Raw genomic sequence first — 16184 nt, 5'->3', positions numbered from 1 at the left:
ACTATTTTCATGAAAGCGATTTTATTTTTGATTCATTCATTAATTTTTCCAGTCATTTCTATTTATACAAAATCATCATGTCTTTTTTCATGTGTCTTTTCTTTTTTTCGAGACACCGGTTCTTAATCTATACATTTTTCTAGAAAAGAAAAGGAAGCCTTGAAATATTCCACGACTTCCTTTCTACTCGATTAACGTCCCATGACGCGACGTGGTTTAGATCCTTCAGATGGACCAATCAGACCGTTTTCTTCTAACGCATCAATAAGACGGGCAGCTCGGTTGTAACCGATGCGGTACTTTCGTTGAATCATCGACGTTGATGCCGTCTCTTGTGTCAGAATGAACTGGACGACCTCATCGTAAAGTGGATCGTCGACCTCTGTTTCGCCCTCTGGTACATCTTTTGGAATCATCGCTTCAACATACTGTGCCTTTTGCTGACTGATGACATGATTGACGACCTTTTCGACTTCTTCATCCGATAAAAAGGCTCCTTGTACGCGGACCGGTTTGTTCATGCCGTTACCAAGTAACAACATATCTCCTCGTCCGAGCAATTTATCAGCGCCTCCCGTATCAAGAATCGTCCGCGAGTCGGTCGCACTCGATACACTGAATGCGATCCGCGACGGGATATTCGCCTTGATGACACCGGTGATGATGTCAACACTCGGACGCTGCGTTGCGATGACCATATGAATTCCTGCTGCTCGCGCCATTTGTGCAAGTCGCATGATTGCATCTTCGACTTCGTTTGACGCAACCATCATCAAGTCAGCTAACTCATCGACGATGACGACGATGTACGGTAATCGTTGATGCACTTTCTCCTCTGCGTTCATCTTATCGATCAGTGCATTGTAGCCTTCGATGTTGCGCGCTCCGTTTTGACTGAAGATCTCATAACGACGTTCCATTTCCGAGACGACCTGCTTTAATGCCTGTGCCGCTTTTTTCGGATCGGTGACGACCGGTGCTAAGAGGTGCGGAATGCCGTTGTAGACGTTCAATTCGACCATTTTCGGGTCAATCATCATCAAACGGACTTCATCCGGTCGTGCCCGCATCAATATCGAGACAATCATCCCGTTGATACAGACCGATTTACCGGAACCCGTCGAGCCGGCAACTAAGACGTGTGGCATCTTATTCAACTTCGCTGTCACCGTCTCACCAGAAATGCTCCGTCCGAGTGCGACGAGCAAACGATCGCTGTCGGATTGGACGCTCTCCGCTCCTAGTACTTCTCGAAGTGATACCATGGCGACTTCACGGTTCGGCACCTCGATTCCGACAGCTGCTTTACCTGGAATCGGTGCTTCGATCCGGATATCTTTTGCGGCTAACGCTAGCGCTAAGTCATCGGCGAGTCCCGTGATTCGACTAAGCTTGATTCCTTGTTTTGGTTCAATCTCGTACTTCGTAACACTTGGTCCGAGATGAATCTTTAAGACTTTTGCTCCGATTCCGAACGACTTTAAGGTCGCAATCAATTTCGTCGCATTGTCCTTCAGTCGTTTGTTCTCACCGGACAAATCTTTTGATGTCGGTTCTGCTAACAAATCAAGCGACGGCAATTGATAACCGTCTGGTGTCTCTGTCATCGTCAACGGTCCTTGTGTCTCCGCTGCTTGCGGTTCAACGTGATCCGTGAAACCGATGATCGGAACGTCTTGAATATTGACGGACGGATCTTCTGCTTCTTGTTCCGTTTCGATTGGTTCCTCGACAGTTGCTGGTCGCAACGTCTTCGGTTTTTTCTCACGAACCGGTTTCGGTTTTAACTCTTTTTCGACACGAGGACGTGGTGTTCGTTCACGATTGCGAAACTCTTCTGCACGTTCCCGAAGCCCAAGCCACAGCTCTCCATAAAACGAGGGGCTTAGTATATGAACGGCCGTTCCGATGAAGAACAGACCAATCAAGAAGGCACCCGCGCTCGATATATAATAAGCTGCGTTTTGATAGAGCCATCCGTTGAGAATACCACGCGGTGCTCCGAGCAATAGATCAATCCAGACGACTGAACCCATCAGTAACATCGACCATGCCCATTTCTGAGCACGCGACGCATTCGAGAGAAGTAGAAGTAGCACAGCACCGATTCCACCGTATAATAAGGAACCGAACTGACCAATTAACCGCTCTCCTCCATCAGCTAGCGTCAGTCCGACTTTCCCGAACTCCCCGAAAGCGAGAACGAAAGCTAGTAATGAGACGATTGCGATGATGGTCGCATATGTACGATACGCAATCGGCTGACGTTGTTTCTTCGCTGCCGGTCGTTTCCGTGGCGGCGTTTTTTTTCGTACAGGTTTTCGTTTCGTCGTCGCCATACGTCATCCCTCCTGATAAAAAAACGGCTCAGTGGACCAGGTATTGGTCAATCTGAGCCGCTCGTTTGTTAAATCTCCATGATGATTGGAAGAATCATCGGGCGGCGTTTCGTCTGTTCATAGAGATAAGCACTCAGTTTATCTCGAATCAACGACTTCATCTCCGTCCAATCCAATTCTCCGTTTAATTTACCTTGTAGTTGTTTCGCAACGATTCGGTTCGCTTCGTTGATCATATCCTCTGATTCACGCATATAGACGAATCCGCGAGAGATGATTTCCGGTCCCGATACGATCGTTTTATTTTTCCGGCTGATCGTAATGACACAAAGGACGACACCGTCTTGCGATAACAAGCGACGATCACGAAGGACGATGTTTCCGACATCACCCACACCGATTCCGTCGATCAAGACGTTTCCAGCGTTCACTTTGCGTGACATCCGTGCTTTACGCTTCTCGAACTCAACGACATCCCCATTCTCGATGATGAAGATGTTGTTCGCATTAACGCCAACCGTCTGCGCGAGACGACTGTGTGCCTTTTGCATCCGGAATTCTCCGTGAATCGGTAGGAAGAATTTCGGTTTGATCAAGTTGAGCATCAACTTCAGATCTTCCGCATGACCGTGACCGGACACGTGTACTTTTCGTTGGTTGTAAATGACATTCGCACCAGCACGGAATAAGAGATCGATCGTTTTCGAAACCGACTTTTCGTTACCTGGAATCGGCGAAGCCGCAACGACGACCGTATCGTTCAAGCGAATATTGACTTGCTTATGTGCGTTACGCGCCATTCGTGTCAAGGCTGCCATCGGCTCACCTTGTGATCCCGTCGTCAAGATGACGACTTGGTTATCGTCGAGGCGGTTGATGTCAGATAGATCAATCAATGTTTTCTGTTTGAAGCGTAAGTAATTCAAACGCTGTGCCACTTCGACGTTATTGACCATGCTACGACCGACGACCGCTACTTTTCGATTGTTCGCTTCTGCTGCCGCAAACACTTGTTGTAGACGATGAATGTTCGAAGCGAATGAAGCGACGATGACACGACCTGGTGCCTCATAGATGACGTCGTTCAGTTCAGAACCGACGATCGATTCTGATCCAGACATCCCTGGTCGCTCTGCATTCGTTGAGTCAGACAGTAAGCAAAGCACTCCCCGTTGACCAATTGCTGCAATCTTCCCGAAATCCGCCTGTTTTCCATCAACTGGTGTGTAATCGAACTTGAAATCCCCTGTATGGACGATCGCACCTTGAGATGTTTGAATACATACCCCGACTGCATCCGGAATCGAGTGGTTGACCCGGAAGAACGTAATAAAATGACCTGCAACGGTTAATTTCGTCTTGGCATCAATTGGACGAAGATCTGCCTTTTTCAATAAACCGGCTTCTTTTAATTTGTGTTCAATCAAACCGAGCGTCAAACGTGTTCCGTAAACCGGTACTTTTAAGTCACGCAAGACGTAACTGAGTGCTCCGATATGATCCTCGTGACCATGGGTAATGAAAATCCCTTGAATCCGCTCTTTGTTTTCTTTTAAATAACTGATGTCTGGAATGACTTTATCGATTCCAAGCATCTCGTCTCCTGGGAACATTAATCCGGCATCGATGACGAAGATGTCCTCGTCGAGTTCGACGACGTACATGTTCTTCCCGATCTCACCGGCGCCACCAAGAGCAAAGACGCTTACTTTTTCCGTCTTCTTCTTTGACACAACATGACCTCCTATAATTCATATTCACTTTTCGTGAGCCGTCCACTTATCACTATCACTATTCTAGCCGAATTTTCACAATCTGCCAACAATCGGACTAGGAAATCTAAAAAAAACGTCATTCCTGCCACATTACTCCAGGAATGACGTTGATCACGTATTCAACAAATCTTCGACTTCTTCCGTTCGTTTTGCTTTTTCCGAACGACTTGGACGTTCACCAGCCTTTAGTTCGTCGAGCGAATACCCAAACGTCATCTCAAAATGAGGATAGTCGACGAATCGTTTCCAATCGCCTCCCCATTCGAAACCGAGCGCTTTTCCGATGTCCGCGACTTCGCGCCAATCACTTTTCCCTGACCGATTCCCGTCATACTCAAGGTCATACGAAATCTGTCCATTCACGAGCTGAACGAAATCGACAGCGAGTCCATAATTGTGCATCGATTCACCACCTCGTGCATTCGTGACGACTTCCCCTGCCTCAGAACGTCCCTGTTCATAAAGCGCATTCTGTTGCTGAATCGAGCGGTATCCTTGCGTAATCTTGATATCGATATTGTAGCAAGAATGCGCCACACGGATCAGATCCTTTGCCCCTGCTTCGACAGCTGGGTGGAGACGCTTCAGGTTCGTCTCGCTTGCATTAATCAAACGATTTTCTCCCGCTACGTCCCGTGGACAACTATCAATCCCGAGCTCCGGTTGATCCATTAAAATCGTCGGCATCCGATTCATGGATGCCGCAAGAAACAATCCAATCGCAAACATCGTCAATAAAAATACGATCCAACCGAAGATTGTTCCCCGTTTCATCAGCGGCGAAGCTTCTTCCGAAGTTTTTGTAGAATCGGTAACCCAGTCTCAAGCAACAGATAGAGCGGACGATTGAGTACATAATCGAACTCACCGATTTTTTCAATCATCCGGCTGCCCCAACCAGATTTAAAGGCGTAGAGTCCCGCGTAATGATCATCCGGGTCTGTCGAACCACTGACTCCACCGAAGTCATAAGAGAGCGCGCCATGTTCTTTCGCATATTGCATCATCGTCCATTGCATCAAGTGGTTTGGCATGAACTCCCGATATTCGTTCGATGAAGCGCCATATAAGTAATACGAGCGACGACCAGCAAGCGTCAAAAGACCACCAGACAGGATGACACCGTTTGGATGTTTAGCAGCAATCGTCATCAGTTCTGTCTTCGACTTCTCTGCTTTTTCGATTTGTGCTGTCGTCTGCTCCAAGCGATTGTTTAAGCTTTTTAGCTTCTTCTCGGCCGTCTCTTTCTCGAGCTGACGATGAATTTTCGAGAGTTCCTTGTCAGCTTGAAGTAATAAGGCTTCTGTATTCTCAAGCGCACGAACGACATCGAGTTTCGTCAAAAACAAGACCGCATCCCCTTTTGGGTGAAGATGATCGTACAGATTTTCGAAATAATCCAGACCACGGATTGAAAAACCATCCCGTTCGCCCGTCTCGACCATCAGCTTCGCGAATGTCTTTAGCCCTTCGCGATCTGCTTGTTCACATACGATCCCTTTACGTTCAGCAAGGCGGACGTTGTAACGGAACTTCGAATGGAAACCGTCGAAGATCTCTTTTTCTGTCCCTACAAGACTCGTCTCCATCGTAAAGCGTGGTTGCGCATAGTCAAAACCGCCACCGAAGCCATTATGTTTGAAGCCAAGTCCTTGCATGTCTTGTAACAGACCAGGATATTCTTCCCGCTCGACGTTCGGATCAAATTTAATCGCAATCGCCTTCTGTTGTTTTGCGACACGAATCGCTTCGTCACGAAGAGCGCGAAGCGCGTCCGAATCCGTATAGTCGACGACGAAACCGCGCGGTGCATAACAAAGCGTGAACGGTAGCTTCGGTACTTTCTTGAACAAAAGAAGACCAACTCCGGCAATCTCACCGGAAGCCGTTCCGACCGCAATCCGTTCATGTGTCCACCCTGTCGCGCTTTTGACTTCTCCCCATGCCGGAAGCTGGAGTAAATCACCTTTTGGATGTGTTTTTACGAATGTTTCAAATTGATCTATGGTTACAACGATTGGTTGATAAGTCACTTCTGTTCCTCCATTTGCCGTATCATCTCTTTGACGATGATTTCCTCATCGAGCGGGAATTTCTCATCCCCAATGATTTGATATTTTTCATGGCCCTTACCGGCTAAGATGACGATATTATCTGGTCGTGCGAGTCGTGCTGCGTAACGCACGGCCTCTTCTCGATCACCGATTTCAACGAACTGATCGTGGGTCATCCCTTTGGCGATGCCGGATGTAATCGACTCATAAGCTTCATATCGTGGATCATCCGTCGTGATGACGACGGTTCCTGCGTAAGTCGAAGCGAGTTCGCCCATTTTTGGTCGTTTCGTCACATCGCGATTTCCACCTGTCCCGATCAGGAAGACGATCTTTTCCTTTGGTACGTCAACGAGTGCTTTCAGACACTGTTCGATACCGTCTGGCGTATGCGCATAGTCGACATACACGTTATATCCTTCAATCGGCAAGCGTTGCATCCGACCTTTTGCCGGACGGATTGCTGAAATCGCGCCAGCAATCGTCGCTAGATCGTATCCGCAAGATAAGAGGATTCCTGTTGCAAGCAACAGATTGTAGACGTTAAAGCGACCGATGAAATTCGCCGTGACATCGACTTGTTCTTCCTTGTACAGCATCGTAAACGTCGTTTGTTGAAGCGACTGTTCAATCGCTGTTGCTCGGAGGTCAGCTGCGTTGTCGATGCCGTATGTCATGACACGAGCACCTGTCATCATCTCATACAGCTCGCTCGTCGGATCATCCGCATTCAAGACTGCGACTTTCTCTGTCGACAGCCGTTGACCGAGTTGTGCGAATAACAATCCTTTGGCACGCGCATAGTTTTCAAATGTTTTGTGAAAATCAAGGTGATCATGCGTCAGATTCGTAAATCCCGCAACGTCGTAATCGACACCTGTTACCCGACCAAGCTCTAATCCATGTGAAGAGACTTCCATGATGACATCTTGGACATCTTCTTCATGCATTTGATGCAGAAAGGCTTGTAACTCGGAGCTTTGTGGTGTCGTATTGCGACTTGGCACGACGCGGTCACCAATCTTGACTTCGACCGTACCGATGATCCCCGTCTTCCGGCCGAGGTGCGCTAATATATCACGAACGATCGTCGTCGTCGTCGTTTTCCCATTCGTTCCCGTAATACCAATCATCCGCATCTTTTCAGAAGGATAATCATAGAATTTGCCAGCCAACTCGGCAATGGCACGTGATGTACTACGAACAAGAATGACAGGAATCGACACATCGACCGGTTGTTCCGCGACGATTGCGACCGCTCCTTGTGCTTCCGCCTGTTTAGCATAGTCGTGTCCATCAACAGTATATCCTTTGATGGCGACGAACAATGTTCCCGGTTTAACATCCCGTGAATCGGTCGTGATGGACGTAACGTCCACCTCTACCATTCGTTCGATTTTTTGCGTCTGTATGACTTGAATCAATTCAGCTAAATTCAACGGTATTCCTTCTTTCTCGACATCGTCATTTCATATGTTTCATCTATTCCGTTCTGCTATCATGCTTCCTCTTCTTCGTCTGCCGGAAGAATATAGGCCTTTGCCGGTTCCTCCGAAAAGATGTGCTCAATCAGCCCTTCGATGTCCGATGGACGAATCCGTTCGACATCCGCTAACACTTCTTCAAGTGATGGATGGCGATGCAGATGCAACTCATTTCGGGCGTTTCGATTCATGTGACTCGATGTGCCTTCGTTCCCTAAAATCAGAGAACCTTTCAGCTGTTCAATCCCATCTTCGAGTTCCTTCGTCGATAATCCATCCCGCTTCAAGCGATCGATTTCAGCAGCGAGGACCTGTTCGACCTCTTCGACTGATTCCGGAGACGTGCCGACATAGATCGTGAACGTTCCATGATCATCAAACGTCGTGTAATAGGAAAAGACTGAATAGGCAAGACCGCGTTCCTCTCGGATGGATTGGAACAAGCGACTCGACATCGTCGCACCGAATGCATTATTGAGTAAGGCGAGGGCAGGCAAACGTGGGTCAGCAGAAGGAATCGCACGGAAATTATAACAAATATGAGCCTGTTCCGTATCCTTTTCCTTGCGAATCACACCATTTTGTAACCTTGGTTCTGTCGTCTCGCGTGTCTTCGATCGTGATTCGAGGATTGACATCCGCTCTTGAATCTGCGCAATCAACTCGTCTGAGACATTTCCGGCAACGGAAATGACGATTTGATCCGGAGCATATGCTTCTTCGAGATACCGCCCAATCATCGTTCGATCAATCCGAAGCACACTCTCTTCCGTTCCAAGAATCGGACGAGCCATGACATCCTCTCCGTAAGCCGCAACAGCTAATAACTCATGTACGAGATCATCCGGTGTGTCATCGTACATTTTAATCTCTTCAATGACGACCTTTTTCTCTTTTTCCAGTTCATCCGCGTCAAACGTCGATTCGAGGAACATATCCGCCAACACGTGAAAGGCTTCTCCTGCATGTTCATCTAATGTCTTGACGTAATAACACGTTTGATCCTTACTCGTGAACGCATTAATATTTCCACCAAGTCGGTCAAAGTAAACCGCAATCTCTTTTGCCGTATGGCGTTTTGTTCCTTTAAACATCATATGCTCGATGAGATGACTGATACCATGCTCCTCGATCTGTTCCGTCCGACTTCCTGCTTGAATGAAGATTCCGGTCGCGACACTGCGTGCTTCCGGCATCCGTTCAACGATCAGTCGAACTCCGTTTTCTAATTGTATCCGTTCGATCATAGTAATTCCTCCAAATATAGGAAACAAGGTGGCTCTCGTTGCATTCTCTGCACCGTCGAGCCACCTTGGATTCATTAGTTACGACGTGGTGGACGTTGTCCATCACGTGGTGGGCGTGAACCTTGATCCCGGCGTGGCGGGCGGTTCTCACGCTCTGTCTTTTTCTTTTCTTCGTATGCAGCACGATCTTCTTCACTTAAGCCTTCGACGAGCAGGACTTTGTGTGAAGCGTTGACACGTCCCTTGTCATCGATTTCCGTGACACGGACTTTTAGCTTATCTCCAAGTTTGACGACATCTTCCGTTTGACCGACACGGTTAAGTGCGAGTTCCGAAATGTGGACGAGTGCGTCTTTTCCTTTGAACAATTCGACGAATGCACCGAATTTCTCAACACGACGAACTGTTCCATCGAACTCTTCACCGACGACGACTTCACGGACGATATCTTCGACCAATTGACGGGCACGATCGATGCCAGCTTGATCCGTCGAAGCGATGAAGACGGTTCCGTCTTGATCGATGTCGATCTTGACGCCTGTCTCATCGATGATACCGTTGATGACTTTACCACCAGGTCCGATGACATCACGGATTTTATCTGGATTGATTTTGAGTGTGACGATTTTTGGTGCGTATTGTGACAATTCGACACGTGGTTCAGCGATGACCGTTTGCATATGCTCAAGAATGTGCAGACGACCAAGACGTGCTTGTTCGAGTGCTTCTTCGAGGATTTGGCGCGTGATTCCGCCAATTTTCATATCCATTTGCAGAGCTGTGACACCTTCGTGAGTTCCAGCGACTTTAAAGTCCATATCGCCGAGATGATCTTCCATCCCTTGGATATCTGTCAAGATCGAGTAATTGTCGCCTTCCATGATCAAGCCCATCGCAATACCAGCGACAGGTGCTTTGAGTGGAACACCCGCATCCATCATGGCAAGGATCGAACCACAGATTGACGCCTGTGATGAAGAACCGTTCGACTCAAGGACTTCCGACACGAGACGAATCGTGTACGGGAAATCAACTTCATTCGGTAGAACTGGTAAGAGTGCGCGTTCCCCGAGTGCACCGTGACCGATTTCACGACGACCTGGTGCGCGCATCGGACGTGCTTCCCCGACTGAGAATGGCGGGAAATTATAGTGGTGCATGAAGCGTTTCTCTTCTTTCAGACCCAGTCCATCGATGATCTGTGCGTCAGCTGCAACACCGAGTGTCGCAACAGACAAGACTTGTGTCTGACCGCGTGTGAACAAACCTGAACCATGCGCACGTGGTAAGAGACCGACTTCTGAATCGAGTGGACGGATCTCAGCAAGACCACGACCATCTGGACGCACTTTGTCTTCCGTGATGAGACGACGGACTTCGTCTTTGACGAACTTGTTGAGAACGCCTGATACTTCTGCCAATTGTTCTGCTGTGACTGACTCGTCAGCTGCATACAACTCGATGTATTTTGCGATGACTTCGTTGATGGCAACGTCACGTGCTTGTTTTTCTTCGACTTGAACTGCTTGTGTGACTTCTGCCAATGCTTCTGCTTTCAGGCGATTGACGATTGTCTCATCGAAGCTTGATACCGTATATTCGAACTTCTCTTTACCGACTTGTGCGACGATTTCTTCTTGGAACGCGATCATTTCCTTGATGACATCGTGTCCAAGCAAGATCGCTTCAAGCATTGCTTGTTCCGATACTTCCTTCGCACCTGCTTCAACCATGTTGACGGCATGTTTTGTTCCGGCAACTTGAAGGTCGATGTCGCTGACTTCCATTTGCGCTGAAGTTGGGTTCACAACGAATTCTCCGTCAACGCGACCGATCGTCACGCCTGCGATTGGACCGTCGAATGGAATATCCGAGATCGAAAGCGCAATCGAAGCCCCGATCATCGCAGCGACTTCTGGTGAATTGTCAGCATCTGACGAAAGGACCGTCGTTGCCACTTGAACGTCGTGACGGAAACCATCCGGGAATAATGGACGGATTGGACGGTCGATCAGACGCGAAGTCAAGATCGCACTCTCTCCAGGACGTCCTTCACGTTTGAGGAATCCACCTGGGATTTTCCCTGCCGCATATAATTTTTCTTCATAGTTCACTGTTAATGGGAAGAAATCTAGGTCCTTCGGTTGTTTTGATGCAACGACCGTAGCAAGAACGGCTGTATCGCCGTAACGAATCAATGCTGCTCCGTTCGCTTGTTTTGCTAATTGACCGATTTCAATCGTTAATGGACGTCCACCGAGTTCGGTCGAAAACGTCTGTTTTGTTTGTGACATGCACAAATCTCCTCTCACTGCTATCCGTTTTTTCATTCAAATCTAATTATGTAGGTTCTTGCGCAAAAAGTCCATGAATCGGCAAAAAAAAGAAACAGGAGACGATGCTCCTGCTTCCCTACCTCGTTCTCGTCGGGATTAGCGACGGAGACCAAGACGCTCGATCAACGAACGGTAACGTGCAACATCCTTGTTACGAAGGTATGTGAGCAAGTTACGGCGACGACCGACCATTTTCAAGAGACCACGACGTGAGTGGTGATCCTTTTTGTGTGTACGTAAGTGATCGTTCAAAGTTGTGATCTGTTCAGTTAAAACAGCAACTTGTACTTCCGGCGAACCAGTATCGCCTTGTTTCGTAGCATATGCTTCGATGATTTCGTTTTTACGTTCTTTTGTGAGTGCCATTGTCACTCCACCTCCATCTTATGAATGACCGTATTCCCGAGCATCGGATGGTGAGACCAGATGCCAAGTGAATCGGCTGTACGTGATCGTACTGACCTATCATAACGAACCCTGTCCGTACTGTCAAACGCTTAATCGTGTATTTGCCTCTTCGCGGTCACGCGCCAATTGTTCTTTCAATTGATCGATACCGTTGAAGGCTTTTTCATCGCGTAGATAAGCGATCCATTCAAGCGTCAATTCTTGACCATAAAGATCTTCATCAAAGTCAAGAAGATGTGTTTCGATACTGACGTCTCCTGTCTCATAGAACGTCGGGCGTCTTCCGACGTTTGTCATCGCTTTGAACCGACGACCGTCCGCTAAACGAACGAATGTCGCATACACACCAAGTTTCGGTATGACGTAGGCGAATTCTGGGCGCATGTTGGCTGTCGGGAAGCCAATTTGTCGACCGCGTGCGTCACCGTGAATGATTGTACCTTTGATTTGGTAGGGTTCTCCGAGTAAACGTGCAGCCGGTTCGACTTCTCCTGCAGCAAGCAAACGACGAATCCGGGTTGAACTGATTTTTTCCGCTTCTTCCTGAAATTCTGCTACGACGGTGTGTGTGAACGTGCCCCGACTATGAAAATCAAGCGTCGTCATTTTTCCAGCTCCGAAGCGACCGTAGGAATAATCAAATCCAGCGACGACGTGCTCTGCTCCAGACGCAATCAGATATTCATCGACGAACGCTTGCGGTGACAATTCCGAGAAAGGAATCGTGAACTCAATGACGTAAACACGATCGACACCAAGGCATTCGATTTTCTCTAATTTTCGTTCCAGCGGCGTGATGTAGCGGACCGGTTCATCCCCTTTACCAAGTACTTGTTTCGGATGTGGATCAAAGGTCATGACAGCCAAGGGCAGGCGACGAGCCTCCGCTTCTTTCCGTGCTGCTGCGATGACTTGCTGATGTCCGAGATGTACACCGTCAAAAAAGCCGAGCGCGATGACAGCAGGGGCTTTTTGAGGCTGTTCCGGATATGTCAAATGTATGATGTCCATGATGCTCTCTCCGATCTTAATCGATTTGTAGCATGACCTCGACGCGTGCTACCTGTTCTTCTGGAAGACGTCGATATAGTGCTAAAGGTACGTCTTCTTCATTATAGACAGTAAACAGCTCGAATTCGACTGGAATGCTCGTCAGCTTGGCTCCGTTTAAGACACGCTGCGCTGTTGCTGCATCGACCGTCAATCGTGGCCATTTTTGGATGACGTGTTCGATCGGTAGGACATGCTGCATCCGCTCTTCGACTGTCTCATACGATTCGAGTGTCTCAAGTGTGACGGTGTCCGTCTCAGCAATCGCACCTGAACCTGTCCGGCGTAAGTCGCTCATGTGTGCGGCATAACCGAGTCGTTCTCCGATTTCGACTGCTAGTGTCCGGATATACGTCCCTTTTCCGCAGGCGATATCGAGGCGGAAGCGACAGAGACCATCTTCGAACACAAGGTCCGATGTCCGTTCCAATCGATCGATACGGACGATCCGTGTCGGTCGCTCGACTTCAATCCCTTTACGGGCATATTCGTATAGTTTCTTCCCGTTCACTTTGACTGCTGAATAATACGGTGGCGTCTGTTCGATCTCTCCTGTCAAGGCGCTCAGGATACCGGCAATTGCCGCTTCAGTAATACTATCGGGTTCGACCGGTGTTTCACGAACCGTCTCTCCGTGTGCATCTTCTGTCGTCGTCGCGAAGCCGATCGTCACTTCCGCCGCGTAGCGTTTTCCTTCATCCGTGATGAATCGGGCAAGCTTCGTCGCTCGACCGAGACAAATCGGTAAGACACCTGTTACTTCCGGGTCAAGCGTCCCTGTATGTCCGACTTTTTTCGTCTGAAACAAGCGACGTAGACGAAAGACACAATCATGACTCGTCATGCCGGCTGGTTTATCTAGTGGTAATACTCCGATGGGTTCCACGTGATGTCCTCCTTGAAAAAAGGCAACCACACGCGTGGTTGCCTTAGGTGTTAATCTTTGTTCAAATTCCGAAGCAACTCATCAATGCGTGATCCGTATTCGACAGAAGAATCGACCTCGAACAATAGTTCAGGTGTTTTCCGCAGACGAATCCGCGATCCGATTTCCTTACGCATGAAGCCTTTTGATTTTTCAAGGCCGATGCGCGCATCCTCACGTGCTTTTTCGTCACCGAGAACCGAATAGAAGATCGTCGCTTGTTGCAAGTCTCCTGTCACTTCGACACCTGTGACGGTAATCGGCTTAACGCGTGGATCCTTGACATCTTTGATGAGCAGTTGCGTAATTTCCTTACGCACCTGTTCGGCGACACGATTCGAGCGTAAACTCATGTTTGTTCCCTCCAGTTCGGAAGAATGGATTCCGTTCTGTTACTTCCGTTTGACTTCTTCCATGATGAACGCTTCGATGACATCATCGACTTTTACGTCATCATAACGTTCGATCTTAATACCACACTCGTAACCAGCAGCGACTTCTTTGACATCATCTTTGAAGCGGCGAAGTGTATCGAGTTTTCCTTCGTAGATGACGATGCTGTCACGAACGACACGGACACCTGCATCACGCGTCAACTTACCTTCCGTGACATATCCACCTGCGATCGTACCGACTTTCGATACTTTGATGACATCGCGGACTTCAGCTTGACCGATGATTTTCTCAACGAATTCAGGATCAAGGAGACCTTTCATCGCTTGCTCGATTTCTTCAATCGCATTGTAGATGATCCGGTGAAGACGAATTTCGACTTTCTCCTGATCTGCCATTGATTTCGCGTTACCATCCGGACGAACGTTGAATCCGATGATGATCGCATTTGCTGCTGAGGCGAGGATGACATCACCTTCCGTGATTGCCCCAACACCAGAGTGTACGATGTTAATTTTAACACCTTCGACATCAATTTTCTTCAATGAACCGGCTAAGGCTTCAACTGAACCTTGGACATCACCTTTGATGATGATGTTGAGGTCCTTGACTTCGCCTTCTTTGATGCGGTCGAAGAGATCTTCTAAGCTAACTTTCGCTGAATCACGACGTTGTGCTTCGATTTCACGTTGGTAACGTGCTTCACCGATTTGGCGTGCTTTTTTCTCATCTTCGAATGCGAAGAATTGATCGCCCGCTTTCGGGACATCGTTTAAACCTGTAATTTCGATTGGCGTCGATGGTCCGACTTCTTTGACACGACGACCGATATCGTTGACCATTGCCCGGATACGACCGAACGTGTGACCGACGACGATCGGGTCACCAACACGAAGTGTTCCGTGTTGAACGAGAAGTGTAGCGACGGGACCGCGTCCTTTATCGAGTTTCGCCTCGATAACTGTTCCGCGACCGTTCATGTCTGGTGTTGATTTGTATTCTTGAACTTCTGAAACGAGAAGGATCATCTCGAGCAATTCGTCGATACCGTCTCCTTTAAGAGCTGAAACCGGTACGAAGATTGTATCGCCGCCCCAGTCCTCTGCAACGAGTTCGAACTCTGTCAATTCTTGTTTGACACGGTCAGGGTTTGCACCTTCTTTATCCATCTTGTTGACCGCGACGATGATTGGGACGCCAGCTGCTTTCGCGTGGCTGATCGCTTCTTCTGTCTGCGGCATGACACCGTCATCTGCTGCAACGACGATGATTGCGATATCCGTGACATCTGCTCCACGTGCACGCATCGTCGTGAACGCCGCGTGACCTGGTGTATCAAGGAACGTGATCTTCTTGCCGTCGATCTCAACTTGGTAAGCACCGATGTGCTGCGTGATCCCGCCGGCTTCGCCTGCAGTGACCTTCGTGTTACGGATCGAGTCGAGCAATGTCGTTTTACCGTGGTCGACGTGTCCCATGATCGTAACGACCGGTGGACGCTCAGACAATTCGTACTGGTCAAGGTTCAATTCGTATTGATCAAAGTCCGTCTCATCGACTTGGACAGTCTTTTCGACTTCAAAACCAAACTCTGTCGCGAGCAGTTCAACTGTCTCGTCATCAAGATCTTGGTTGATCGTCGCCATGACACCGAGACCCATCAATTTCATGATCAGTTCATTCGGTTTTTTCGCCATTTTTTCAGCGAGTTCACCGACTGTCAAGTTGTCAGAATATTGAACGACGTTTGCCATCGCCTCTTCTTGAGCCCGGCGAGCTGCTTTCCGTTGACTCGACTTCGAGTTCGGATCCGCTACTTCAAGTTTGCGTGGTTCTGCTTTCTTTTGGTTCGGACGACGTTTGCCGCCACGGTTGTTACGGTTGCCGAATTCTGGGCGTCCGCCTTTGCTGTTACGTGATTGGTTACCTGCTGGTTTGTTTGTACTTCCTGGTCGGTTCGGTTTATTATCTGATTTCACTTGTTTTGGAGCCTCCGTCTTTTGAGCCCGATATTTTTCGGGATTAAATACTTGATCGAGTTGCTGTACTGTCTGTTCATCTAATACTGCCATATGATTCTTGACTGGTTTCTCCAGCTTTTCGAGCTGGGTGATGACCTGCTTACTTGTTACGTTTTGTTCCTTGGCGAATTCGTATACACGTTTACCCAAAG

Annotated in this window: 12 protein-coding genes; all 12 read right to left on the bottom strand. The window is 48.3% G+C overall.

The genetic code is table 11. The features are described from left to right. Window positions 1–191: 191 nt before the first annotated feature. Window positions 192–2339, bottom strand: coding sequence for a DNA translocase FtsK (locus ITJ88_RS04810; protein WP_195864797.1), 2148 nt, complete (start codon window positions 2337–2339; stop codon window positions 192–194). 68 nt (window positions 2340–2407) lie between these two features. Beyond that, window positions 2408–4072 (bottom strand): ribonuclease J, encoded by a 1665-nt coding sequence (locus ITJ88_RS04805; protein WP_023468670.1) that lies wholly within the window; start codon window positions 4070–4072, stop codon window positions 2408–2410. Between the two features lie 153 nt (window positions 4073–4225). Further along, complete coding sequence (locus ITJ88_RS04800; RefSeq protein WP_230088526.1) at window positions 4226–4888, bottom strand: M15 family metallopeptidase; 663 nt, start codon at window positions 4886–4888, stop codon at window positions 4226–4228. Beyond that, a complete protein-coding gene (locus ITJ88_RS04795; protein ID WP_195864796.1) occupies window positions 4888–6147 on the bottom strand; it encodes a lipid II:glycine glycyltransferase FemX in 1260 nt (419 codons plus the stop codon). The genes ITJ88_RS04800 and ITJ88_RS04795 overlap by 1 nt, the downstream gene beginning before the upstream one ends. Next, window positions 6144–7592, bottom strand: coding sequence for a UDP-N-acetylmuramoyl-L-alanyl-D-glutamate--2,6-diaminopimelate ligase (locus tag ITJ88_RS04790; protein WP_414651122.1), 1449 nt, complete (start codon window positions 7590–7592; stop codon window positions 6144–6146). The genes ITJ88_RS04795 and ITJ88_RS04790 overlap by 4 nt, the downstream gene beginning before the upstream one ends. A gap of 74 nt (window positions 7593–7666) precedes the next feature. After that, complete coding sequence (locus ITJ88_RS04785; protein WP_047393854.1) at window positions 7667–8899, bottom strand: M16 family metallopeptidase; 1233 nt, start codon at window positions 8897–8899, stop codon at window positions 7667–7669. 74 nt (window positions 8900–8973) lie between these two features. Further along, window positions 8974–11193: a polyribonucleotide nucleotidyltransferase gene (gene pnp, locus ITJ88_RS04780; protein WP_195864795.1), complete on the bottom strand. Its 2220-nt coding sequence runs from the start codon at window positions 11191–11193 to the stop codon at window positions 8974–8976. A 138-nt stretch (window positions 11194–11331) separates the two neighbouring features. Further along, window positions 11332–11601 carry a 30S ribosomal protein S15 gene (rpsO, locus tag ITJ88_RS04775; protein WP_023468676.1) on the bottom strand — a complete coding sequence of 90 codons (270 nt, stop codon included), beginning with the start codon at window positions 11599–11601 and terminating at the stop codon, window positions 11332–11334. A gap of 123 nt (window positions 11602–11724) precedes the next feature. Continuing rightward, window positions 11725–12654, bottom strand: a complete 930-nt coding sequence (locus ITJ88_RS04770; RefSeq protein WP_195864794.1) for a bifunctional riboflavin kinase/FAD synthetase — start codon at window positions 12652–12654, stop codon at window positions 11725–11727. Between the two features lie 16 nt (window positions 12655–12670). Continuing rightward, window positions 12671–13579, bottom strand: coding sequence for a tRNA pseudouridine(55) synthase TruB (gene truB, locus ITJ88_RS04765; RefSeq protein ID WP_195864793.1), 909 nt, complete (start codon window positions 13577–13579; stop codon window positions 12671–12673). A gap of 50 nt (window positions 13580–13629) precedes the next feature. Next, entirely contained in the window at window positions 13630–13971 is a 342-nt protein-coding gene (gene rbfA / locus ITJ88_RS04760) for a 30S ribosome-binding factor RbfA (RefSeq protein ID WP_023468679.1), read from the bottom strand. A gap of 39 nt (window positions 13972–14010) precedes the next feature. Further along, window positions 14011–16182, bottom strand: a complete 2172-nt coding sequence (gene infB, locus ITJ88_RS04755) for a translation initiation factor IF-2 (protein ID WP_023468680.1) — start codon at window positions 16180–16182, stop codon at window positions 14011–14013. Between the last annotated feature and the right edge of the window lie 2 nt (window positions 16183–16184).

It is taken from the genome of Exiguobacterium abrahamii, from assembly GCF_015645365.1.
GTDB classification, from domain to species: domain Bacteria; phylum Bacillota; class Bacilli; order Exiguobacteriales; family Exiguobacteriaceae; genus Exiguobacterium_A; species Exiguobacterium_A abrahamii.
Note: the sequence above shows the minus strand (reverse complement) of the source record. Positions and strands in the feature narration are given on the sequence as shown.